A 22630-nucleotide genomic window follows, 5' to 3' on the forward strand; every position below is an offset into this window, starting at 1 on the left:
ACCATTCAGGCAGAGCGCGCCGCGAACGCAAAGCAGGGAAAGCCGTCCCCTTACTTGAAGTTCCGGCTGTCCTTGATCTGATCCCAGGCCCAGACAACTTCCTGCAACTGCTCTTCCTGCGAGCGGTCTCCGCCGTTCATGTCCGGATGCAGCACTTTGATCAGCTTCTTGTACGCTTTGCGAACCTCGGCCTTGGTCCAGCTGTCATTGGCCTCGAGAATCTCGATCGCACGGCGTTCGGTCGGCGGCAGGCGTCGTCCGCCGCCACCCGTCGTGCGGCCTTTGTTCTGCGTGCTGTTAGCACCAAGAACCTGATGCGGATCCTCGATCCCCAAACGGGCCCAGGCACGTGCTTCGGGGTCGCCCATCGGCTTGGTCTCGCGCTCCCAAACCTTGTCTTTCGAACGCTGTGCGTTCAGCTCGGCTTCGGTGGTGCCGTCAAAGAAATTCCACTTCTGATTATATTCCCGCACGTGTTGCTGGCAGAACCAGAAATAATCATCCAGGACATCCGGTGCTTTTGGCGCGCGGAACTTTCCCGGCTCTTCACATCCCTCGTGGTCACAGATCCGGACCGAGGTTTCAGAGGCTCCCGACATGCCCCGGCGTCCCCGCGGATTCTTCTTTTTGGCGCTGGAAACGGACATATCGAATCCGAAGGGGTCTGATTTCGCCATGCTCTAATCCTCAAGAACGCGTCTTTTCGACTCGGAGGCAGCAGTTTAATCTAAGCAGCCGAAAGTAGAAGAGGGGTGCGGCAATATTTTTGCCGCTAAGCAAAAAAATGAGTGTGACCGACGAGATCCGAACCCGCCTGCAAGCCGCCTTTGATCCACGCGAGCTTGAAGTGATCGACGACAGCGAAAGCCATAGGGGCCATGCGGGATATCAGGATGGTGGTGAAAGCCACTTCAATGTCCGTATCCGCGCCAGCGCATTCGAAGGCAAATCCCGCGTCGCCCGCCACCGTGCGGTACACAAGGCGCTGGGCGACATCGTGCCGCGCATCCACGCGCTGGCCCTGGATATCGGCGTCTGAAGACCTTTACGTGTCAACCCGCCTCCATCTGCGCGGACGGCGTCGATGCCGAGATGGCGTATTCCTCTTGTGTCATGACCTCTTCGATTCCCTCGAACAGGGGGGTCGACAAGTATCGCTCGCCGGTGTCCGGCAACATGACCAGCATGACAGAGCCTGCCGGCGCGGATTCGGCCAGCTTCATGGCCACCGCAAAGGTCGATCCGCCCGAAATCCCAGTGAATATCCCTTCTTCGGCGGCAAGCCGGCGCGACCATGCGATCCCTTCGGGTCCGGGAATGGGGATCAGCTCATCATAGTATGAATTGTCGATGGCTTCCTGAAGAACCCAGGGGATGAAATCCGGTGTCCAGCCCTGAATCGGGTGGGGCTCGAAATCGGGGTGGCTTTCGGTCGGCTGATGGTCAGCGTTGCGCGTATTGACGTAACCTGATGATACGATTGCGGCATTTGCCGGTTCGGTCAGGATGATCCTGGTGTCGGGCCGCTCTTTCCGCAAGATACGCGAAACACCCGAAACGGTGCCACCGGTCCCATAGCCCGTCACCCAATAATCCAGCCGTCGTCCTTCGAAATCGGCAAGAATTTCGCGCGCCGTCGTGTTTTCGTGAATATCGGCGTTGGCAGAAGTTTCAAACTGGCTGGCAAGGAACCATCCGTTTTCCTCGGCCAATTCCTTGGCCTTGGTATACATGCCGAACCCTTTTTGCGCCTTGGGGGTCAGAACAACCTTGGCGCCCAGAAACCGCATCAGCTTTCGCCGCTCGACCGAGAAGCTCTCGGCCATCGTCACGACCAGAGGGTATCCCTTGGCCGCGCACACCATGGCCAGCCCGATCCCGGTGTTGCCGGATGTCGCTTCGACAACGGTTTGTCCGGGCTTCAGCCGCCCATCACGTTCCGCCGCCTCGATGATGTTCAGCGCCAGCCTGTCCTTGACCGAGCCTGCCGGGTTGAAGGCCTCGAATTTCACATAGACGGTCACATGCTCTGGCGCGATCCGATTGACCCGAATGCAGGGCGTGTCACCGACCGTGTCGAGAATGCTGTCATACAGGCGTGTCCGCCCTTGTGTCTGCCGAATAGCCATTTCGATGTCCCTCCAGAATATCCGGCTAACATGCCACAGATTACCCGAGGGTGTAGCCCTTATTGCTTTCCAATGTGGTTGGGCCGTCCCGGCTCGACTTGACGTATGTCAGAGCGAACACGGATGTCCTGCACAAGGCCACAGGGCAATTGCAATCGTTCTGGCGGTCGTACCAGCCCTCAAGCCTATGTTTTCGAAGGGCCGCTTTCATCAACGGCGTCATCAGACCGCTTCAACGACAAAGGCGGCTCGTCCGCTTCTGCGGCAATTGGTTTCGGGGCCTGTACCTCGTCGGGGCCCGGAATCGGCTGGGCCAGCGGGGTGTCATCCATCTCAGGTACTGCGCCGACCCACGAGGCATCGATTTCCTCTTCCACCACGCGGCGGAACACCAGCACATTGCGCCAGTTCGTGGTCGATCCGGTCAGACCCGAGCGTTCCTCGCTGGGCAACAGCTCGGCCCGCTGGTATTCCCAGCCATCCTGACCCATCTGATTCAGCAGTTGCTCGACCGAGACGGCAAAGCGGCCCTCGGCCGTTTTCACGCCTTTGGCTTTGACACCTTTTTGCGGGGCGGGGATGACCTTGTATTCGTAGCGCTTCATCTACTGTTCCTAAATGCGTTTCCGCGCCAACTTAACACGCTGCCCCCCGGGTGAAAGAGCCCTTGCCCATCCGGCGGAATTCAGCTCTGACCATTCGCTTCGGCCTGTGCCGCCTTGGCCACAACCGACAGGCACAGTTCCGTCGCCAGCGCCATGTCCTGCACTGATATCCATTCCAACGGGCCGTGAACGCACTGCATCCCGGTGAAGATGTTGGGGCAGGGGGTGCCGAATTCGGTCAGGCGGGATCCGTCCGTGCCGCCCCTGATCGGCACCGACAACGGTTCAATCCCCAGTTCGCGACACGCATCGCGCGCCAGCTCGACCGGAGTCATGTCGTTTTCCAGCCAATACCGCATGTTGCGGTACTGGTGGCTGATGTCGCAGGTGATGGTCGCGCGCGGCTCCGTGGCCTGCACGGCGGCGCAGACCTGCCGCACGATGTTTCGTTGCGCCTCCAGCCCGTCCATCTCGAAATCACGCAGGATCAGCTTGATCTCCATCTCGGATGATCCGCCGTTCATGTCAGTGACATGGATGAAGCCTTCGCGCCCGTCCGTGGTTTCCGGCGTCATGGTCGCCTGAGGCAATGTCTGTACGATCTTTGCCGCCAGATGCGTGGCGTTCACCATCTTTTCCTTGGCCAGGCCGGGATGGATCGAAACACCCTCGATCCGGATTACGGCGCGGTCGGCCGAGAAGCTTTCATACTCGATCTCACCCACTTGCTGCCCATCCAGCGTATAGGCAAAATCCACGCCCAGATCCTTGGGAAGTTGTTCCGTGACGCCCCGGCCGATCTCTTCATCCGGAGTGAACGCGATACGAATAGGGCCATGTGGAATGTCCTGATTTTCGATCAGGTGCCGCGCCATCGTCATCAGGATCGATACACCGGCCTTGTCGTCCGCGCCCAGCAGGGTTGTGCCCGACGCGGTGATCAGGTCGTGGCCGATCTTTTCGGCCAGATAGGGGTGGTCATCCGGAGAAAGAACCAGATCCGGGTTGTCCGGAAAGGTGATGTCGCCACCGTTATACCCCTTGATCACCCGCGGCTTGACGCCGGTTGCGTTGAACTGAGGGGCCGTATCGACATGGGCCAGAAAGCCCACGGTCGTCCCCGGCGCCGTTCCGGGAATGGTCGCAACGACAACACTGTCGCCCGTCATCTCAACATCCTGCGCGCCGATCTGGATCAGCTCATCACGCAACAGGTTCAGCATGTCGAACTGGATCTGAGTGCTCGGGGTCGTCGGGGATGTCTCGTCACTTTGACTGTCGATGGCGGCATAACGCACCAGCCGGTCTTCGAGTTCCTGATCAAATCTGCTTTGCATAATACCTCACCTCTCTGTGGCGGAGGAAAGGGCGCGAGCAGCAAGAAGTCAAGCCGATGGCTTGACCCCAAGTTTTAAGATTTCGTGAGAAACCGGCTTGTACAAACCCGCCAAAGATTGCCGGCAGGCTTGTACGAAACGAAAGGTTTACGAGCCCAGCTTCTTGCCGACCAGTTCGTTGACGGCTTTCGGGTTCGCCTTGCCGCCGGTGGCTTTCATGACCTGACCCACGAACCAGCCCGCCAGTTTCGGGTTCACCTTCGCCTTCTCGACCTGCGCCGGGTTGGCGGCGATGATCTCGTCCAGCGCGGCCTCGATCGCGCCGGTGTCGGTCACCTGCTTCATGCCGCGTTCCTCGACGATCTGCGCCGGGTCGCCGCCTTCGGTATAGACGATCTCGAACAGCTCTTTGGCGATCTTGCCCGAAATCGCGTCCGAGGCGATCAGGTCGATGATCCCGCCCAGCTGCGCGGGCGAAACCGGCGAGTCGGTGATGTCGCGGTCGTCTTTCTTCAGGCGGCCGAACAGCTCGTTGATGACCCAGTTCGCCGCCAGTTTTCCGTTGCGGCCCTTGGCCACTTCCTCGAAATAGGCGGCGGATTCGACCTCGGCGGTCAGCACGGATGCGTCATAGTCGGTCAGGCCGAAGTCATTGATGAAACGCGATTTTTTCTCGTCGGGCAGCTCAGGCAACTTGGCGGCGATATCATCGACCCAGGCCTGCTCGATTTCCAGAGGCAGCAGGTCGGGGTCGGGGAAATAGCGGTAATCATGCGCTTCTTCCTTGGACCGCATCGAACGGGTTTCACCCTTGTCCGGATCGTACAGACGCGTTTCCTGCTCGACCTCGCCGCCGGCCTCGACGATGGCGATCTGACGACGGGCCTCGACCTCGATCGCTTGCTGGATGAAGCGCATCGAGTTCATGTTCTTGATCTCGCAGCGCGTGCCCAGATGCGAAAAATCCTGTGTTTCCTGATACTTCTCATAGGCGCCGGGCAAACAGATCGAGACGTTCACATCGGCCCGCAGGTTGCCGTTTTGCATGTTGCCGTCGCAGGTGCCCAAGTAACGCATGATCTGACGCAGCTTGGCGATATAGGCCGCGGCCTCTTCCGGCCCGCGGATGTCGGGGCGGCTGACGATCTCCATCAGGCAGACGCCGGTGCGGTTCAGGTCGACGAAGGACATATGCGGATCCATGTCGTGGATCGACTTGCCCGCGTCCTGCTCCATGTGGATGCGCTCGATCCGCACCTTGCGCGCGGTACCGTCGCCCAGTTCGACCAGCACTTCGCCTTCGCCCACGATGGGGTGGTAGAGCTGGGAAATCTGATACCCTTGCGGCAGGTCGGGGTAGAAATAATTCTTGCGGTCAAAGGCCGATTTCAGATTGATATCCGCATTCAGGCCCAGCCCGGTGCGAACGGCCTGTTCCACGCAGTATTCATTGATCACCGGCAGCATCCCCGGCATCGCCGCGTCCACGAAGGCCACGTTTGAATTCGGCTCGGCCCCGAATTGGGTGGATGCACCCGAAAACAGCTTGGCATTGGATGAGACCTGAGCATGCACCTCCATCCCGATCACCAGTTCCCAATCGTGCTTGGCCCCGGCAATGGTTTTGGGTTTGGGCATTTCGTATGTCAGATCGAGCATGGCGCGCCTCATTTCCGCAGAAGTCTAAGCCTGCGTATTAGGCCCGGCAGGGCCTAGGGGCAAGGGGGAATCCTGTCGTGTTCAGTTCTGGGAAAACCGCAGGCCCGACGGTGTGAATGTCACATCCATACCGCTGCGCAGTTCTTCCCGGAATAGATCCGAGATGGCGCGCAAGGCATCGCGCTGACCGCGCGCTGCAAATCGTTCGGGCGAGTTTATGCGGACGGAATTGTTGAAACCGTTGGCCGCATGCGCCCAGATCAACGGGTGCAATTCTGTCAGGTGATCGCGGATAAGCCGGTTTGCCGTGTCGCGCATCTGCGAACGGACAAGGTCGGCCTGATCGTTCAGGCCAAATCCGTTCTGGACAGTGATCGCGCAGTAGGATGACAGCATGTTGATCATCTGCTGATCGGGCCGCAGGCGCAGAATATCACGCAGACCTTCAAGGAAATACTCGATATCGACGCGGGCACAGGCCTCTTCGTCCAATGCGATGGCGTCGAACTGAACCCATGTGTATCCGCCCGCGCCCCAGATATCCTGTGTCCTGGCGGCTGTACGCAAGGCTTGCAACTCCAGCTCTTCGTAGCTGCCGAACCACCGGGGCAGAAGGTGGCTGCCCATCGCGCGCATGTGGCGCTGATTGCATGGATCCAGCGTGATCAGCCGTTCGTATTCTTCGGCCACCCGCGCGTTGGATTTGCGCTGACCAGCCAGCAGCGCACATCCGGTCGCTGCAATCAGGGGGCTGTCGGGAGCATCCTTTCTGCATTTGGGCAGGATTGCTGCGGCCCGGTCGAAATGCGCGGCGCAGCGTGACCGGTGCAAAGGTGGCAGCGTCGCGTCCGAGGCCGTTCCACGCCATGCCCAAGCCAGATCGATATGGGCAAGGGCAACGACGGTGGCGATCATCGGGTCATCAGGGTTGTCCGCCATCTCGCCTTCAAGTTCCGAGATGCCACCCAACAGGTCGTAATCCGAGATGGCCGCGCCATCCGAGAGCGCATGTTCAGCGGCCAGAACAACGTCAGATCTGGCACCGAACGCCAGCAGATCGGCCACCGGCATACCATCTGCAACGGCGGCGCGGTCCTGATCAGCCACGCGCATTTCCTGCGACAGCTCTGCCCAGCGGTCCTGCCGGGCGAGGTAGCGGCCATGTGCGATCGTGGAATGTCCGATCAGATCATCGCGGTCGGGTTTTGCAACGGGAATATTGAGCTGACCCTGCTCGGGCAAGGCGGCCGCAAGCGCGGATTTCGTCGCGCACAGGTCTGCTGAAGCATTTGTAGGAGTAGCTGTGGATGGGGCGAACAGTGCCCTTAGCGACCGAAACATGGCGATACTCAAAACTGTAAAAACGTATAACTGACACCGAAGTCTGGCGGGATATCGGGTTCAAATCAAGTAAATTGCCTATTAATTTCTTTCTTTTGTGTCCAATTCGCCCCTCAAAGGTCCAGTGTTTCAGAAAACAGTGAAATGATGCCGTTCTACGCGAAATCCGGCTTGTTTCAGAAGGGTTTCCAAATCCCGATGCAGCGGAAGCGACTCGTCAGGCAGACGGATTCGGTTGCCGGAATGCAGAAAGATCGACACTCGAACCGAGAAATCCCAACGGGTGTCAAAACGGAAATGGTCGATGTCGCGCAGCGCGATCTCTCCCTGTCGGTTGCCCGTGAACCAGCTCAGTGCATCCTGATCCAATTGCATGCCCGCGCGGGTGTTCTGAACCACGTCCCAAAGTGCGGGCAGGGTGGCCAGGGACAGCAGCCCAGCGATCCACCAGGCCGCGTCAAACAGGAAAACCAGCGCCAGCAACGCCGCATAAACACCGGCCAGGATGGCCAGCGTTCGCAAATTCCGGTTGCTGCGGGCAAAGCTGTAAGGCGTCATGCGCCGAGGATGCGGGACACCATTTCGGTCGTGTCCCGCGACAGGTTCGGTGTTTCCGCGATGCGGGAAAGCTGCGCACGCATCAGGGCCTGACGATCCGGATCATACCGTTTCCAGGTCTGGAACGCCGAGCACATTCGGGCCGTGGTCTGTGGGTTCACCGGGTCCAGACGGATCAGCCAGTCGGCCAGCAGGGCGTATCCGGCGCCATCCGGTTGGTGGAACCCTGCGTGGTTCATCGCCAAGGCCCCCATGACGGCGCGGAACCTGTTCGGGTTTTTCCAGTTGAAATCCGAATGCTCGGTCAGGGTCGCGGCAATTGCGGGTGTCGCCTCGGGCGCTGCCATCGCGACTTGCAGGCCAAACCACTTGTCCATGACCAGCCGGTCATGCTGCCACTGGTCGTAGAATGCGTCCAACTGCGCCTCACCCTTGCGGGCGCGTAAAAGGCAAGACAGCGCAGTCAGTTGCAATGTCATGTTGTCGGCTGTGTCGTACACCTCAGTCGCCATCGCCCCACCATCCAGACGAGAGGTCAGTGCCAGCGCAGCGCTGCCAAGTGCCCGTTTGCCGGACTGCTCGGCGTCCGGGCTGTAGGGGCCGTCCACAAAGGCCTCACTGTGCAGGCGGGGCAACAAATCCTGCACGTTCTGGGCCGTTGCCTGCCGCAGCGTTTCCACCGCGGCCCAGATCGCCATGGGGTCGGGCGTGTGACCGCGGTCATGCAGGGCCGCTGCCAATTCCGACTGTGTCGGCAATCCCAGCATCAACGCACGATAGGCCGGGTCCAGTTCGTCATTGCGCAGCACGGCCAACACTCCGTCAAGGTAATCGGTATCCGGTGCCGCATCCTGAAGGATCATCCGCATCAGGGTGTCCTGTGCCAGATCTCGCCCTGCCTGCCATCGGTTGAACGGGTCCGTGTCATGCGCCAGAAGAAACGCGCGTTCCGCGTTGGACTGGTCATGTTCAAGAATGACAGGTGCCGAGAAATCGCGCAGGATCGATGCTGTGGGTTTCGCCGCGAGACCAGTGAACGCAAAGCTCTGTTCGGACTGCGTCAGTTCCAGCACTTCGGTCGCGCGAACCTCATCGCCGTTGGGCCCAATCAGGCCGACTGCAACCGGGATGACCTGAGGCAGTTTCTCGTCCTGTCCCGGCGTGGGATCGGTTCGCTGTTTCAGCGTAAGTGTATAGGTGCCGTCGGCCCAGTCTTCCTGAACCCTGATGCGCGGAGTGCCCGACTGGCTGTACCAACGTTTGAATTGTGTCAGATCGCGCCCGGTGGTGTCTTCGAAAACCTTCAGCCAGTCCTCGATCGTGCAGGCCTGACCGTCATGGCGTTCAAAATACAGATCAAGCGCCTTGGCATAGGCCGCATCCCCGACCAACCGTTTCAGCATGCCGATGACCTCGGCACCTTTTTCGTAAACCGTGGCGGTGTAGAAGTTGTTGATCTCCTGAAAGCTTTCTGGCCGCACTGGATGCGACAACGGACCGTTGTCCTCGGGGAACTGCCGGGCACGCAGGTCTATGGCATCGTGGATGCGCTTCACCGGGGCCGAGCGCATGTCTGAGGTGAATTGCGCATCCCGGAAAACTGTCAGACCTTCCTTGAGGCACAGCTGGAACCAGTCGCGGCAGGTGATGCGGTTGCCGGTCCAGTTGTGAAAATACTCATGCGCGATGATCGCCTCGATCCGTTCGAAATTGGCGTCGGTCGAAGTTTCGGGACTGGCGAGAACGGCCGACGAGTTGAAGATGTTCAGCCCCTTGTTCTCCATCGCGCCCATGTTGAAGTCATCGACGGCGACGATGTTGAAGACGTCCAGATCGTATTCACGGCCATAGACATCCTCGTCCCATTTCATCGACTTCTTCAACGCCTCCATGCCGAAAGCGCATTTCCCCTCGTCTCCGGGACGGACCCAGAGATTCAGTTCGACGGTGCGACCTGACTTGGTGGTGAACTGACCGGGATGTGCGATCAGGTCTCCGGCGACCAGAGCGAACAGATAGGCGGGTTTGGGCCATGGATCGACCCATTCGGCCCGGCCTTCACACTTGCCCGACGGGTTGCCGTTCGACAGCAGAACCGGCAGGTCGCCGTTGATCCGAACGGTGAAGGTGGACATCACGTCGGGACGGTCGGGATAGAAGGTGATCTTGCGGAACCCCTCGGCCTCGCACTGGGTGCAGTACATGCCGTTCGACATGTACAGACCTTCCAGCGCGGTGTTGTTTCCGGGGTCGATTTCGACCTCGGCTTCCCACAGGAACGGCGCGTCCGGGACATCTGCGGTTAGTCCTTTATCGGTCACGTCCGGCGTGATCTCGGCCCCGTCAATGGCGGCGCGGATCAGTTTCAGTTCTTCCCCATGCAGAAAGAATGTGCGGTCAGTGGCGTCAGGATTGGGCCGGAACGCAATGCGCGAGGTGACGCGCGTGGCGTGCGCGTCCAGATCAAAGGTCAGGTGCACGCTGTCCACCAGATAGCCAAACGGTGTGTAGTCTTTCAGGTAGATCGTGGTAGGGGCAGCGTTGCGCATCTTGGGCCTCGTATCTGTTCGGGACTGGCGCGACGTTAGGGGCTTCGTTCGGGCGCTGCAACCGGCCCCCGCCATTGCCTTGTGGTTTTTGAAACAGCTTCAAGCCGAAGCGAATACCACAAATGCCGGGTAGAAAGTTGCCTATCGGAAACTTTCCGCCTAAGTCACAATGCATACAATGGCGCACAATCGCGGGAGAGCAGGAATATGACGGACAGACAGACCCTGAGCGGATTGCAGATCGATCCGGTTTTGGCTGAGTTCATCGAGACACAGGCGCTGCCGGGAACGGGCGTCTCTTCGCAGAGGTTCTGGGCCGGCATGGCGCGGATGGTGAACGAACTGGGGCCGAAAAACCGTGAGCTGCTGGCCAAACGGGCCGAGATCCAAAGCCGCATCGATGGGTGGCACATGTCCCGAAAGGGGCAAAACACCGATGCCGCTGAATATGAGGCTTTCCTGAAAGAGATCGGGTATCTGGTCGAAGAAGGCGACGAGTTCCAGATTGAAACGGCCAATGTCGACCCCGAAATCGCCCTGATCCCGGGCCCGCAACTGGTTGTTCCGATTACCAACGCACGCTTTGCCCTGAACGCGGCCAACGCGCGCTGGGGCAGCCTGTATGATGCGCTTTACGGAACGGATGCAATGGGGGATCTGCCGGCAAGCGGTGGCTATGACGCGGCGCGCGGCGCGCGGGTGATCGCATGGGCCAAAGCGTTTCTGGATGATGCTGTGCCTCTGGCGTCTGGATCATGGGCGGATGTCACCGAATTGAGCGTCACCGACGGTGCTGTGACCCCTGCGCTGGGCGATCCCGCCCAATTTGCCGGGTTCGGCGGCGCGGCGGACAAGCCCGACTTTGTGCTGTTGAAAAACAACGGTCTGCACATCCAGATCATGATCGACCCCACAAGCAACATAGGCGCGACCGACCCCGCAGGCATTGCAGATGTCCGGCTGGAATCCGCGCTGTCCACCATCATGGATTGTGAAGATTCGGTTGCCTGCGTCGATGCTGCCGACAAGGTGGTGGCCTATGGCAACTGGCTGGGCCTCATGAAAGGCGACCTGACCGAAGAGGTCACCAAGGGCGGCGCCACGTTCACTCGAAAACTGGCCGAGGACCTGAACTTTACCACTCCGTCGGGTGATAAGGCCAGGCTGAAAGGCCGGTCCTTGATGCTTGTGCGGAACGTGGGCCACCTGATGACCAACCCGGCCGTACTTGACGCAGAAGGGCGCGAGATCGGCGAAGGTTTGATGGATGCTCTGTGTACCACCCTGATCGCCATGCACGACCTGAAGCGAGACGGGGGCAATTCTGTGGAAGGCTCTGTCTATGTGGTGAAACCCAAGATGCACGGGCCCGAGGAAGTCGCGTTCTCGGTCGAGATTTTCGACATGGTCGAAGACATTCTGGGCCTGCCGCGCAATACCGTGAAACTGGGCATCATGGATGAAGAACGACGAACCTCGGTCAACCTCAAAGAGTGCATTCGCGCCGCAAAATCACGGGTCGCCTTTATCAATACGGGTTTCCTGGACCGGACAGGCGATGAAATTCATACCTCGATGGAGGCCGGTCCGATGCTGCCCAAGGGTGACATCAAGAATACGCCATGGATTGCGGCCTATGAAGATCGCAATGTCGATATTGGTCTGGCCTGTGGCCTGAAGGGCAAGGCGCAGATCGGCAAGGGCATGTGGGCCATGCCGGATCGCATGGGCGATATGCTTGAGGCCAAGATCGGCCACCCCATGGCCGGAGCGACATGTGCCTGGGTGCCGTCGCCCACGGCCGCGACCCTGCACGCAACGCATTACCACAAGGTCGATGTGCTGGCCCGTCAGGACGAGCTGGCCGCAGGCGGCGCACGTGGTACGTTGAAGGATCTCTTGACCATCCCCTTGCTGGCTGGGCGAAATCTGAGTGACGAGGAAATCACGCGTGAACTTGAAAACAATGCGCAGGGTATCCTTGGCTATGTCGTGCGTTGGGTCGATCAGGGCGTGGGCTGTTCCAAGGTGCCCGACATCAACGATGTCGGCCTGATGGAAGACCGCGCGACGTGCCGGATTTCGTCGCAGGCACTGGCCAATTGGCTGCATCACAGCATCGTGGATGAAGCTCAGGTCATGGCCGCACTGCAAAAGATGGCCGCCGTCGTGGATCGCCAGAATGTAGACGATCCGAATTACACACCGATGGCGCCGGGATTTGACGGTATCGCCTTTCAGGCGGCCTGCGATCTGGTGTTCAAGGGCCGGGTTCAGCCGTCGGGCTATACCGAGCCGGTCCTGCATGCGCGCCGTCTGGAATCGAAAGCCAGCCAAAGATAACACCGAAAAAAGCCCACAGACCGATCGTTTGTGGGCTTTGTCGAACTTCAATCTGACGAGAGGACCTTCAGATGTCAGTTTCCCTACGCAAGGCCCGCACCATCATCCGAAAAACCCTGGAAAAGGGCCGAGAGATGGAGTTGAAGCCGCTCTCCGTCGTGGTTCTGGACGCCGGTGGGCATGTCATTGCGTTCGAGCGCGAGGATGGTGCAGCACCGGGCCGGTTCGGGATTGCGCAGGGCAAGGCCTATGGGTCGGTCATGCTGGGAATGGCGGGCACTGCGCAGATGCAACGCGCTGAAACACAGGCCTATTTCATGGCCTCGGTAAATGGCGTCTATGGTGGTCAGGTCGTGCCTGTTCCGGGTGGCGTGCTGTTGCGTGATCGCAAGGGGGCCGTGATCGGCGCCGTTGGGGTTACCGGAGATACATCAGACAATGATGCGCTGGCCGCAATGGCGGGAATTGAGGCAGCCGGCCTGATCGGTGAGATTTAACGAGAGCGTTGTATTGATACGTTTTTCCAGCTGAGCGGGGAAACTATCCCCCGCTTGGCGGCTTCTTGGAAAACGTTTCCAATTAAACAGGGCGGATCAGAACGTACAGTGCGTCTTCGAACACGTCCCTGCGCTTTCATGCAGGGCGTGTATTCTTGCACGTTTAAACCGCTGCCGCTAGCTTCCTTGACAGGCACAACAACAGCAGGGAAAGCGGAATGTCTCGGCCTGTCGTCGGTATCATCGGCAACTCGTATCTCATGAACGACCAATACCCCACACATGCTGGGGGAACGATGAATTCGGATGCCGTGGCCAACGTGTCAGGATGTCTTCCTTTGTTGATACCCGCAGATCCGCGTTACGTTTCGGTAGATGAGTTGCTGGAGGTCTGCGACGGCTTTCTGCTGACGGGCGGTCGCCCGAACGTGCACCCGGAAGAATACGGGGAACCTGCAACCGATGCACATGGCGAATTCGACCGGGCACGCGACGCCATAACTCTGCCGTTGGTTCGCGCCTGCGTTGAAAGGGGACAGCCGTTTTTGGGCATCTGCCGGGGGTTTCAGGAAGTTAACGTTGCCATGGGCGGAACGCTTTATCCCGAGATCCGCGATCTGCCGGGGCGGATGAATCACCGGATGCCGCCCGATGGAACCTTGGAGGAAAAGTTTGCTCTGCGTCATGTGGTGGCACTGGAAAACGGCGGCGTTTTCCACAAACTGTTCGGCGCAACCGAGGTCATGACCAACACCTTGCACGGTCAGGGCATCAAAACGATTGGGCAGCGCGTGGTCATTGATGGCCATGCACCGGACGGGACGCCCGAGGCGATCTACATCAAGGATGCGCCCGGCTTTACCTTGTCGGTTCAATGGCACCCGGAATGGGATGCGATCAATGACCCGGTCTCGCGCCCCCTGTTCGAAGCCTTCGGCGATGCGGTTAGAAACTGGAATTGTAGAAATCGTTCTGCAAGGCTAAGGCAATCTGCTTGACCGGCGCCAGTGGGCTGCCCTCGATTCCCCGTCTCTGAATCGCAACATTCGAATAATTGTTTATGAGACGAGCCCAATACCTTTGTTTATCCGCCAGCAGGTCTGAATGCTTGCCCCCGATGCCACGAAACGGTGCGAGATTGAGATATGCAAGGATCAACCCAAAGGCGACTGTGTTCAGTTAGGTTTCTCGCAGTGACATTATTAGCAACTTCCGGTTTCGCAGCTGAAGTGATGCGCAGCAGTGTGGTTCTTTAGGTGAGCTGCTCTACATCGGACGCACGCGTGATTCAGCATCCTCCGTTTGGTTGTCTGCGACTGAGCAAGGCGGTTTTCGTTTGGAAGCCGCGCAAGGCAACACAACGGTGGACACGTGGAACAAGTCTCGCAGAGGCGTTCATCTAAGTTTTTCACCCTTTGTCTCAAACGGAAATGGTGGAATGCACCGATTGTTCGAAATCGGTGGAGCACCAAATGGCAAGGATTGCCTGATCGATACGCAAAACCAACAGAGAAACTGGAGCTTGCCTGGTGGAGGTGGCGGCGGAGGCGGCTCCGGTGGCGGTTCAGGTGGCTCGGGCGGCGGCTTTGGCGGTTGAGGTGGCTCAGGTGGCTCCGGCGGCGGCTTTGGCAGTGGTGGCAGTTCAGGTGGCTCCGGTGGCGGTTCCGGTGGCTCTGGTGGTGGCTTTGCTGGAGGTGGAACTGCGGCCGCTATACCTCGTACTCGACCACAAAGTGCTGCTGACGGGGTATACGCTGTCGGTGTTGAGTGTGTTGACGTAGCGACGGGTAAACTTGACGCGGCATTGTGTGATCCCTCTGTTACTGCTCCTATTGTGGGCCCTCCTTTGACCGAAGGCCGAGATCTCGCGCCGCCGTCCACATGGAATGTATGGACAGATTTCACCTATACCGAAATCGAAGACACGCGCGGGGTCAGAGAAGTCGACATAAATGACAACTATTTTGCGGTGGGGTTCGACAGGCTTGTCAGGCCAGACTTGGTCGTTGGATTTCAGGTTGAATATGAAAACCTTGATGTCGAAGGGTTTCAGGGTCAATTCAGACAAGACACTAAAGGGCTTGCTGCGGGCCCCTATATTGCCTGGCGCATGTCCGAGAGATGGGTGCTGAATGGACTGGCGACCTTCGGCGAGTTTTCGACGGATGTGAACGTGCTGGGGTTAAGTGGCGATTTCGACCGGACCCGGTGGCGAGCCAATCTGGAGGCGATCGGTCAGTACGAGGCCGGGAATTTCCTGTTACGTCCGTCGATTGCCTATGACTATTACAACTACAGCGCAGAAGACTATGATCTGAGCGGCACTGTGGCAGGTGTTCCGGTCAACATAGTTGGCAAAGTTGCTTCAGCGAGTTACAGCGCCTTAACACCTGAGTTGGAAATCAGCAGGCCATATGTCACTTCGCGATCAATCGTGTCTCCGTTTGCGACGCTGAGCGCGACCTACTGGTTCGACCGTGAAAATGTTGGATTAGGCGCTGGATCGCAGACCGACTTGACTTGGGCCTCGCGCGTGGGGGTGTGCGCGCGCGCGAGTGAGGCCGTTTTTGTCGAGGCGACACTGGGATTTCTGAGTTTGTTCGAAGATGATCTGGATACGACCGAAGCGTCCATTTTTCTTTCTGTCAGCTTCTGATCCTCAAGGGGCGAAAAAGGAAAGCGCCGCCTCAAGTCAAAAGGCGGCGCCAAGACGATCAGACCAGCAGGTTGAACTGATTGATCAGCGGAAGTGAACGTGCACGCTTGCCCGTCAGGTCGAAAAGCGCATTGCCGAGCGCCGGCATCGAAGGCGGTGTTCCGGGTTCGCCCGCACCGCCCATATGCCGATTGGTTTCCAGCACGCGCACCTCGACCTGCGGGGCTGTGTGCATCCGCATCGCGTCATAGTCGGGGAAGTTGAACTGCTCGACTTCGCCGTCCGCAAAGGTGATCTCGCCGAAACATGCGGCGGACAGGCCGTACATCATGCCGCCGAACATCTGCGCCTTGACGTTTTCCGGGTCCAGCGCCAGCCCCATGTCGCAGGCAATCCAGGCCTTGCTGATGCGGATGGCGCCGTCTTCGTCGACCACTTCGATGACCTGAGCCACCGGGGTGCCGAAGCTGTATGTGAAGGCCACGCCCCGGCCGACGCCTTCGGGCGTCTGACCCGTCCAGCCGGACATCTCCTTCACGGCTTCCAGACATCCCGCCGACGGCGCATGTTCGGTCTTCATCAGATCCAGCCGGAACTCCAGCGGGTCACGGCCTGCGGCATGAGCCATCTCATCCATGAATGTCTCATGAAAAAAGCCGTTATGGCTGTTGCCGACCGAACGCCAGAACCCCACGGGAACAGCCAAATCAGCAATGTGGCCGCTCATGCGGTAATTCGGTACCGCGTAGGGCTGGTTGAAGAATCCTTCGACCAGCACTTTGTCGGGGCCGCCGCCGGGGAACCCGGTGTAGCGCTCGACCGCCTGTTGGGTCGGAGATTGCGCAGCGACCTTGCCGTCAATGAGCACGGCCTTGCCGTCCTGAACCGCGCCGCGCATCCGGGCGATGGCGCCGGGGCGGAAATAGTCGTGGCGCATGTCCTCTTCACGGCTCCAGGTTGTCTGAACCGGCGTACCGGGCATGGCCATGGCAACCTTGGTGGCGATTTCGCCGAAATCAAGTTCGCCCCGGCGCCCAAACCCGCCACCCAGATAGGTGGTGTGGATTTGGACGGCTTCGGTTTCCAGACCGGCGGTGTTGGCGACGCGGAACTGGATCAGGGTCGGGGCCTGGTTGCCGCACCAGAGTTCCAACGCATTTCCCGTATAGAGCGCGGTGGCATTCATTGGCTCCATCGTTGCATGGGCCAGATAGGGCACGCGATATTCGGCGGTGATTTCCGTTGCGTTTTCCGGGCTTGCGCTGACATCGCCGTCGTCGCGCATGGTCGAGTTCGGTGCCTCGTCAAACGCTTCGGCGATCCTGGCAAAGATGCCCTCGGTATCCGGCGGATAAGGCGCGTCGCCCCAATCGACGTCAATGGCCTCGACTGCCTGATTGGCCAACCATGTGTTGCTTGCGATCACGGCCACGCCTGTGCCCAGATCGACGATCTTCTCAACCCCGGGCATGGTTCTTGCGGCGCTGTCGTCAAAGCCGTTCATCGCGCCGCCCAGTTTGGGATTCATTCGGACGCTGGCGAACTTCATACCGGGCAGGCGGACATCGACGCCGAATTCAGCAGTGCCCGTCGCCTTGCCCACCATGTCGAGACGCGGTTGGCTTTGGCCCAGATAGCGCCATTCAGACGGGTCTCGCAACGGTACCTCAACGGGTTCCAGCCCGGCGGCATCCTCGGCAAGCATTGAATAGGCGATCTTGTCGCCGTTGGGGGCAATGACATGGCCTGACGCCGTTTTCAGATCCGAAGGATCGACACCCAACCGGTCTGCGGCAGCGCGTTTGAGTGTTTCACGGGCCGACGCACCGGCTTGCCGCATCCGGTCGAACCCATCTTTCATCGAGGTCGAGCCACCCGTGACTTGCAGGCTGAGCGTTTTGCCCAGTACCCCCAGTGCCTCGCCCAGATTGTGCTGGAAATTCGAGATATCGTACCCCTTGTTCGGCAACCCTTCGCCCACAAGGGCCGAGTTGTAATAGGCCGCCGCAGCGGGGCCATGCAGAACGGTGATCTGATCCAGATCGACATCCAGTTCTTCGGCGATCAGCGCGGCCCATGTGGTTCGGACGCCCTGACCCATTTCCGCGCGGGGCGCGAACAAGGTGACGCCATTCTGGTCAATCAGAACAAACGGGTTCAGTGCCGCCTCGCCTTCACCGGGCTTCAAGGGGTTGGCCGCGGGGCGGGTAACGTAATAGGTGCCAAAGGCCACGCCGCCAACGATCGCGGCAGAGCCGATCAGGAACGTACGGCGGAGGATTTTTCCAACGGAAGCCATTGCTTACGCCTCCTTCAGCTTGGATGCCGCGTCATGGATTGCTGCGCGGATAAGGGGATAGGTGCCGCAGCGGCACAGGTTGCCCTGCATCGCTTCGTCGATGTCTGCGTCAGAGGGGTCCGGGTTTTCCGCCAGCAATGCCGCGGCCTGCATGATCTGGCCGGACTGGCAGTATCCGCACTGCGCGACCTGATGATCGATCCAGGCCTGTTGGATCGTGGCCAGCGCGTCCGGCGAGCCGAGCCCTTCGATCGTGGTCACGTCACCCCAGACATCCGACAGCGCCACCTGGCACGAGCGCACGGCCTCGCCATCGATATGCACGGTGCAGGCCCCGCATGCGGCCACGCCGCAGCCGAACTTGGTGCCGGTCAGCCCGACCTCGTCCCGCAGAACCCAAAGAAGGGGGACGTCATCAGGCAGATCCACCTGATGTTGCTTGCCGTTGATCTTCAGGGTCGTCGCCATGGCGCACCTCGTGTTGCTGTGGCTGGTATCTGACATAATTGTAGAAAAGTGTCAGGGTGTCAATTGACAAATTGAACAAAAAATGTCAGGGCTTCGTATATGAAAGACAATGGTGACGGCTCACGGCAACAGGCGATCCTGAACTCGGCGTTTCAGGCGTTTTCCACTTATGGATACCGAAAGACCTCGATGGACGATATCGCGCGCGGCGCGGGGATGTCTCGGCCGGCGGTGTATCTGCATTACAAGAACAAAGAGGCGATCGTCAGCAAGCTGACCGAGCTGTACTATGCCGAAAAGAGTGTTGCGGTGGCCGAAGCGCTGGCGACGAAGGGGTCGGTGCCTGAGGTTCTGACCCGCGCAATTCAGGCGCAGACCGAGGGAATGGCAAAAATTCTGGCCTCGCCCCACGGGCTTGAAATGCTCGACAACACAAAATCCCTGTCTGCGGAAATCATCGCGGCGGGTGAGGCCAAGCTGGCCGCGCTCTATGCGGACTGGCTGACGCAACAGGAAAAGGCGGGCCGGGTTCGCCTGCTGGCTGACGCGGCAGAGACCGGTCGGACGATCACGGCCACACTCAAGGGGCTGAAGCTGATTGGCGCCGGCGCCGAGGTCTATGAACAGCAGGTCGCGCAGGTCGCGGCCCTTTTCGGCGCCGGACTCGAAGTCAGGTAACGCGCTGACGGATCCTGTATTCGGGCGTGTCCCACAGGCGGTTCTGCATGATATCGGCCATAATCCCGACGGCGCGTTCGACATCGCCTTCGTCGATATACAAAGGTGTAAAGCCGAACCGCATTATGTCGGGTGCTCGAAAATCTCCGATCACGCCTCGGGCGATCAGGGCCTGCATGGCGGCATACCCTTCCTTGAAACGGAACGAGATCTGGCTGCCACGCTGCTGCGGATCACGGGGGCTGGCCAGTTGCAGATCCGGGCAGGTTGCCTCGACGCGTTCTATGAAACGCTCGGTCAGTTCAATCGATTTGGCCCGGACGTCGGTTATGTCCGCCAGATCCCAGATGTCCATCGCAGCCGACAAGGCCGTCATCTGGATGATGGGCGGCGTTCCCACCCGCATCCGTTCAATGCCGCTGCCGGGGCGGTAGTCGAGATCGAAGGCAAAAGGTGCTTCGTGCCCCAGCCATCCGGACAAGGCGGGGCGTGTGCGTTCCGCCAACCTCGGCGCGACATAGATGAAGGCTGGCGCGCCGGGGCCGCCGTTGAGGTATTTGTACGTACACCCGACCGCGAAATCGGCGTTGCACCCCGAAAGGTCCACGGGGATGGCCCCCGCGGAATGGGCCAGATCCCAGACCGTTACCACGCCGTTGGCATGCGCCAGTTCGGTCAGCGCCTTCATGTCGTGCATCCGACCTGAGCGGTAATCCACCTCGGTCAACATAAGAACAGCGACCTCTTCGGTGATTGCGCCGGCCACGGCTTCGGGATCAACGACGCGCAACTCATACGCGTCCCCAAGCGAGCGCAGCAAGCCATCCGCCATGTACAGGTCCGAAGGAAAGTTGCCGTTGTCCGACAGAACGACTTTGCGATCCGGATTCAGTTCAAGGGCCGAGGCCACGGCCTGATAGACCTTGATCGACAAGGTGTCTCCGGTCACCACACTACCGGGCTCTGCTCCGATCAGGCGGCCAATCCGGTCACCAAGCGCGGTGGGCAGGGCCATCCAACCAGCCTTGTTCCATCCGGTGATCAGCATCTGGCCCCATTCGTCCGTCAGCATCCGTTGCACTCGGGCACCGGCTGATTTCGGCAGGGGGCCCAGAGAGTTGCCATCCAGATAGATGACGCCCTCTGGCAGGTCGAACATGGCTTTGGTTGCCGCAAAATCAGTCATGAAGGCTCGCTGACTCGTGTGAACGTCGGTGATTGCTATTGAGGTAGTCGATCCTCGATAATGAGTCCATGCGATGCGACATACTGGTCTTTTGCCATTTTGGCTCAAAAGCGGTAGGACATCGCGCAGAAGCGACATGTGCTTGATCTTGTCGTCATTCAATGAGGGCTTTGCATGCGCTGGATGGACGTTCCGCCGGTTTGGTTGATTGCTTTTGCAGCTCTTGCCTGGTTGCAGGCCAGGTATCTGAAGCTGGGCCTGTCGCTTGAGGGTGGTTTGACGGATCTTCTGAGCGGGGTGTTGATCGGAGGTGGAATCCTGATGGCTGTTCTGGCGGTGGTCGAATTCCGCCGTCACAAGACAACCGTCATCCCGCATGAAACCCCGTCATCGATGGTGCAATCAGGTATCTACAAGCGCAGTCGCAATCCGATCTATGTGGGCGACGTTCTGATTCTTGCGGGTCTTATCCTTAGGTTTGATGCCGTCCTGTCCCTGGTTCTTGTGCCAGTCTTCGTCTGGGTGTTGGAGCGTCGGTTCATCCTGCCGGAAGAAGACCGCCTGCGTCGTACCTTTCGCGCCGACTTCGCGCGTTACGAACGCAAGACACGGCGCTGGATTTAGGGTGGATTCCGCAATGACATCACGTCAAAAATGCTGCGCTTGCGAAATAATGTTGCGCAGGATACATCTTTGCTTAACAAAGAATACCGATCACCCGCTCAGACCGAGTAAGAATTAGGGGGACTGCCAGTGAAGATAGGCACGCCAAAGGAAATACTGGACGGCGAGAACCGGGTCGCGATGACACCGGACTCGGCCGTGCAACTGCAAAAACTGGGCTATGAGTGCCTGATCGAAAAAGGCGCAGGTGCTGCCGCCGGCTTTTCGGACGCGGCGTATGAGGCTGTGGGCGTTGAGGTTGTCAAAACCGCGGCATCGCTGTGGAAGGCCGCAGATATCATCGCCAAGGTTCGTATCCCGACCGAGACGGAACTGAAGCGTCTGACCAAGGGCAAGACGCTGATTTCCTTCTTCAATCCTGCCGGAAACGATGAAGGAATGGAACTTGCCAAGTCCAAGGGCGCAAATGTGATCGCCATGGAAATGGTGCCGCGTATTTCACGCGCGCAGAAGATGGACGCGTTGTCGTCGATGGCCAACATCGCCGGCTACCGCGCGGTGATCGAAGCCGGCAACAACTTTGGCCGTTTCTTCACCGGTCAGGTGACGGCGGCAGGCAAGGTTCCACCTGCAAAGGTTTTGATCGTCGGGGCCGGTGTTGCCGGGCTTGCCGCGATCGGCACGTCGACCTCGCTGGGTGCAATCACCTACGCGTTCGATGTGCGCCCCGAGGTGGCCGAGCAGGTCGAATCGATGGGGGCAGAGTTCGTCTATCTGGACTTCGAAGAAGAACAGCAGGATGGTGCGTCCACCGGTGGGTATGCTTCCGTCCAGTCAGAAGAGTTCCGCAATGCGCAGCTGGCCAAGTTTCGAGAGCTGGCCCCGGAAGTGGACATCGTCATCACGACGGCCCTGATCCCCAACCGTCCGGCGCCCAAGCTGTGGCTGGAAGACATGGTCAAGGCAATGAAGCCGGGCTCGGTCATCGTTGACCTTGCGGCCGAGCGCGGCGGGAACGTCGAAGGCACCGTGCCGGACGAAAAGGTCGTGACGCCCAACGGCGTGACCATCATCGGCTATACCGACTTCCCCAGCCGGATGGCGGCGCAGTCTTCGTCTTTGTACGCGACCAACATCCGTCACATGATGACCGATCTGACGCCTGAAAAGGACGGTCAGATCAACCACGACATGGAAGATGACGTGATCCGCGGCGCGACCGTGACCTATGAGGGTGAGATCACCTTCCCGCCGCCGCCACCCAAGGTGCAGGCGATCGCGGCGCAGAAAAAGCCCGAGGTCAAGGAACTGACCCCGGAAGAAAAGAAGGCGCAGGAAATCGCGGCCTTCAAGGCGCAGACCAAGCAGCAGTTCACCCTGTTGGGTGTCGGGGGCGCGCTGATGCTGCTGGTGGGGCTGATCGCTCCGGCCAGTTTCATGCAGCACTTCATCGTCTTCGTGCTGGCCATCTTTGTGGGCTTCCAGGTGATCTGGAACGTCGCGCACAGCCTGCACACTCCGCTGATGGCGATCACCAACGCGATTTCGTCGATCATCATCGTCGGGGCTTTGATGCAGATCGGATCGGGGTCGTTCCTGGTCATTCTGCTGGCGGCACTGTCCGTGTTCATGGCCGGGATCAACATCTTCGGCGGCTTCCTCGTAACCCGGCGCATGCTCGCCATGTTCCAGAAATCTTAA

General features: G+C 59.3%; 20 protein-coding genes. 9 read left to right on the top strand and 11 right to left on the bottom strand.

Going from position 1 to position 22630, the window contains the following annotated elements:
• Positions 1-50: 50 nt before the first annotated feature.
• Positions 51-677 carry a J domain-containing protein gene (locus GOW09_RS00925; protein WP_152458640.1) on the bottom strand — a complete coding sequence of 209 codons (627 nt, stop codon included), beginning with the start codon at positions 675-677 and terminating at the stop codon, positions 51-53.
• Positions 678-784: 107 nt separating this feature from the next.
• Between GOW09_RS00925 and GOW09_RS00930 the strand changes: the two genes are divergently transcribed.
• Positions 785-1039 (top strand): BolA family transcriptional regulator, encoded by a 255-nt coding sequence (locus GOW09_RS00930; protein ID WP_171114951.1) that lies wholly within the window; start codon positions 785-787, stop codon positions 1037-1039.
• Between the two features lie 13 nt (positions 1040-1052).
• Here GOW09_RS00930 and GOW09_RS00935 read toward each other — a convergent pair whose 3' ends face one another.
• From GOW09_RS00935 to pepN, 7 genes are all read right to left on the bottom strand, one after another.
• Positions 1053-2129, bottom strand: coding sequence for a PLP-dependent cysteine synthase family protein (locus tag GOW09_RS00935; protein ID WP_171114953.1), 1077 nt, complete (start codon positions 2127-2129; stop codon positions 1053-1055).
• Between the two features lie 185 nt (positions 2130-2314).
• Positions 2315-2734, bottom strand: a complete 420-nt coding sequence (locus GOW09_RS00940) for a DUF4177 domain-containing protein (RefSeq protein ID WP_171114955.1) — start codon at positions 2732-2734, stop codon at positions 2315-2317.
• Between the two features lie 80 nt (positions 2735-2814).
• Positions 2815-4071 (bottom strand): peptidase T, encoded by a 1257-nt coding sequence (gene pepT / locus GOW09_RS00945; RefSeq protein ID WP_171114957.1) that lies wholly within the window; start codon positions 4069-4071, stop codon positions 2815-2817.
• Positions 4072-4218: 147 nt separating this feature from the next.
• Positions 4219-5730, bottom strand: a complete 1512-nt coding sequence (gene gatB, locus GOW09_RS00950) for an Asp-tRNA(Asn)/Glu-tRNA(Gln) amidotransferase subunit GatB (RefSeq protein ID WP_171114960.1) — start codon at positions 5728-5730, stop codon at positions 4219-4221.
• Positions 5731-5811: 81 nt separating this feature from the next.
• The gene (locus tag GOW09_RS00955; RefSeq protein ID WP_253282402.1) at positions 5812-7071 is read right to left on the bottom strand and encodes a hypothetical protein; all 1260 of its coding nucleotides are present in this window, start codon (positions 7069-7071) and stop codon (positions 5812-5814) included.
• A gap of 129 nt (positions 7072-7200) precedes the next feature.
• Positions 7201-7629, bottom strand: a complete 429-nt coding sequence (locus tag GOW09_RS00960; protein ID WP_171114961.1) for a hypothetical protein — start codon at positions 7627-7629, stop codon at positions 7201-7203.
• The gene (gene pepN, locus GOW09_RS00965; protein ID WP_171114963.1) at positions 7626-10178 is read right to left on the bottom strand and encodes an aminopeptidase N; all 2553 of its coding nucleotides are present in this window, start codon (positions 10176-10178) and stop codon (positions 7626-7628) included. The genes GOW09_RS00960 and pepN overlap by 4 nt, the downstream gene beginning before the upstream one ends.
• A 207-nt stretch (positions 10179-10385) precedes the next feature.
• On the opposite strand from pepN, the gene GOW09_RS00970 reads away from it, so the two are divergent.
• The 5 genes from GOW09_RS00970 to GOW09_RS00990 all read left to right on the top strand — a co-directional run bounded on the left by GOW09_RS00970 (position 10386) and on the right by GOW09_RS00990 (position 15674).
• Entirely contained in the window at positions 10386-12521 is a 2136-nt protein-coding gene (locus tag GOW09_RS00970) for a malate synthase G (protein ID WP_171114965.1), read from the top strand.
• Between the two features lie 71 nt (positions 12522-12592).
• A complete protein-coding gene (locus GOW09_RS00975) occupies positions 12593-13018 on the top strand; it encodes a heme-binding protein (protein WP_152458631.1) in 426 nt (141 codons plus the stop codon).
• A gap of 218 nt (positions 13019-13236) precedes the next feature.
• Positions 13237-14016 (top strand): gamma-glutamyl-gamma-aminobutyrate hydrolase family protein, encoded by a 780-nt coding sequence (locus GOW09_RS00980; protein WP_171114968.1) that lies wholly within the window; start codon positions 13237-13239, stop codon positions 14014-14016.
• Between the two features lie 531 nt (positions 14017-14547).
• Complete coding sequence (locus GOW09_RS00985) at positions 14548-14799, top strand: hypothetical protein (protein ID WP_171114670.1); 252 nt, start codon at positions 14548-14550, stop codon at positions 14797-14799.
• Positions 14800-14864: 65 nt separating this feature from the next.
• Entirely contained in the window at positions 14865-15674 is an 810-nt protein-coding gene (locus GOW09_RS00990) for an autotransporter outer membrane beta-barrel domain-containing protein (RefSeq protein WP_171114970.1), read from the top strand.
• A gap of 58 nt (positions 15675-15732) precedes the next feature.
• Here GOW09_RS00990 and GOW09_RS00995 read toward each other — a convergent pair whose 3' ends face one another.
• Together GOW09_RS00995 and GOW09_RS01000 are read right to left on the bottom strand one after the other, a co-directional pair.
• Positions 15733-17973, bottom strand: a complete 2241-nt coding sequence (locus GOW09_RS00995; RefSeq protein WP_171114972.1) for a xanthine dehydrogenase family protein molybdopterin-binding subunit — start codon at positions 17971-17973, stop codon at positions 15733-15735.
• A gap of 3 nt (positions 17974-17976) precedes the next feature.
• Complete coding sequence (locus tag GOW09_RS01000) at positions 17977-18441, bottom strand: (2Fe-2S)-binding protein (RefSeq protein WP_171114974.1); 465 nt, start codon at positions 18439-18441, stop codon at positions 17977-17979.
• A gap of 99 nt (positions 18442-18540) precedes the next feature.
• Here GOW09_RS01000 and GOW09_RS01005 point away from each other — a divergent pair, with 99 nt between their 5' ends.
• Positions 18541-19119, top strand: coding sequence for a TetR/AcrR family transcriptional regulator (locus GOW09_RS01005; protein ID WP_171114975.1), 579 nt, complete (start codon positions 18541-18543; stop codon positions 19117-19119).
• Here GOW09_RS01005 and kynU read toward each other — a convergent pair.
• A complete protein-coding gene (kynU, locus tag GOW09_RS01010) occupies positions 19112-20305 on the bottom strand; it encodes a kynureninase (protein ID WP_171114977.1) in 1194 nt (397 codons plus the stop codon). The genes GOW09_RS01005 and kynU overlap by 8 nt on opposite strands.
• A 174-nt stretch (positions 20306-20479) precedes the next feature.
• Here kynU and GOW09_RS01015 point away from each other — a divergent pair, with 174 nt between their 5' ends.
• Together GOW09_RS01015 and GOW09_RS01020 are read left to right on the top strand one after the other, a co-directional pair.
• Positions 20480-20929 carry an isoprenylcysteine carboxylmethyltransferase family protein gene (locus GOW09_RS01015; protein WP_171114979.1) on the top strand — a complete coding sequence of 150 codons (450 nt, stop codon included), beginning with the start codon at positions 20480-20482 and terminating at the stop codon, positions 20927-20929.
• A 129-nt stretch (positions 20930-21058) separates the two neighbouring features.
• Positions 21059-22630: a Re/Si-specific NAD(P)(+) transhydrogenase subunit alpha gene (locus tag GOW09_RS01020; RefSeq protein WP_171114981.1), complete on the top strand. Its 1572-nt coding sequence runs from the start codon at positions 21059-21061 to the stop codon at positions 22628-22630.

It is taken from the genome of Ruegeria sp. HKCCA5463 (genome assembly GCF_013034175.1).
Taxonomy (GTDB): Bacteria; Pseudomonadota; Alphaproteobacteria; order Rhodobacterales; family Rhodobacteraceae; genus Ruegeria.

Coding starts and splice junctions, on each gene's coding strand:
- GOW09_RS00925 (WP_152458640.1), bottom strand. CDS start 677: ATGGCGAAATCAGACCCCTTCGGATTCGATATGTCCGTTTCCAGCGCC.
- GOW09_RS00930 (WP_171114951.1), top strand. CDS start 785: ATGAGTGTGACCGACGAGATCCGAACCCGCCTGCAAGCCGCCTTTGAT.
- GOW09_RS00935 (WP_171114953.1), bottom strand. CDS start 2,129: ATGGCTATTCGGCAGACACAAGGGCGGACACGCCTGTATGACAGCATT.
- GOW09_RS00940 (WP_171114955.1), bottom strand. CDS start 2,734: ATGAAGCGCTACGAATACAAGGTCATCCCCGCCCCGCAAAAAGGTGTC.
- pepT (WP_171114957.1), bottom strand. CDS start 4,071: ATGCAAAGCAGATTTGATCAGGAACTCGAAGACCGGCTGGTGCGTTAT.
- gatB (WP_171114960.1), bottom strand. CDS start 5,730: ATGCTCGATCTGACATACGAAATGCCCAAACCCAAAACCATTGCCGGG.
- GOW09_RS00955 (WP_253282402.1), bottom strand. CDS start 7,071: ATGTTTCGGTCGCTAAGGGCACTGTTCGCCCCATCCACAGCTACTCCT.
- GOW09_RS00960 (WP_171114961.1), bottom strand. CDS start 7,629: ATGACGCCTTACAGCTTTGCCCGCAGCAACCGGAATTTGCGAACGCTG.
- pepN (WP_171114963.1), bottom strand. CDS start 10,178: ATGCGCAACGCTGCCCCTACCACGATCTACCTGAAAGACTACACACCG.
- GOW09_RS00970 (WP_171114965.1), top strand. CDS start 10,386: ATGACGGACAGACAGACCCTGAGCGGATTGCAGATCGATCCGGTTTTG.
- GOW09_RS00975 (WP_152458631.1), top strand. CDS start 12,593: ATGTCAGTTTCCCTACGCAAGGCCCGCACCATCATCCGAAAAACCCTG.
- GOW09_RS00980 (WP_171114968.1), top strand. CDS start 13,237: ATGTCTCGGCCTGTCGTCGGTATCATCGGCAACTCGTATCTCATGAAC.
- GOW09_RS00995 (WP_171114972.1), bottom strand. CDS start 17,973: ATGGCTTCCGTTGGAAAAATCCTCCGCCGTACGTTCCTGATCGGCTCT.
- GOW09_RS01000 (WP_171114974.1), bottom strand. CDS start 18,441: ATGGCGACGACCCTGAAGATCAACGGCAAGCAACATCAGGTGGATCTG.
- GOW09_RS01005 (WP_171114975.1), top strand. CDS start 18,541: ATGAAAGACAATGGTGACGGCTCACGGCAACAGGCGATCCTGAACTCG.
- kynU (WP_171114977.1), bottom strand. CDS start 20,305: ATGACTGATTTTGCGGCAACCAAAGCCATGTTCGACCTGCCAGAGGGC.
- GOW09_RS01015 (WP_171114979.1), top strand. CDS start 20,480: ATGCGCTGGATGGACGTTCCGCCGGTTTGGTTGATTGCTTTTGCAGCT.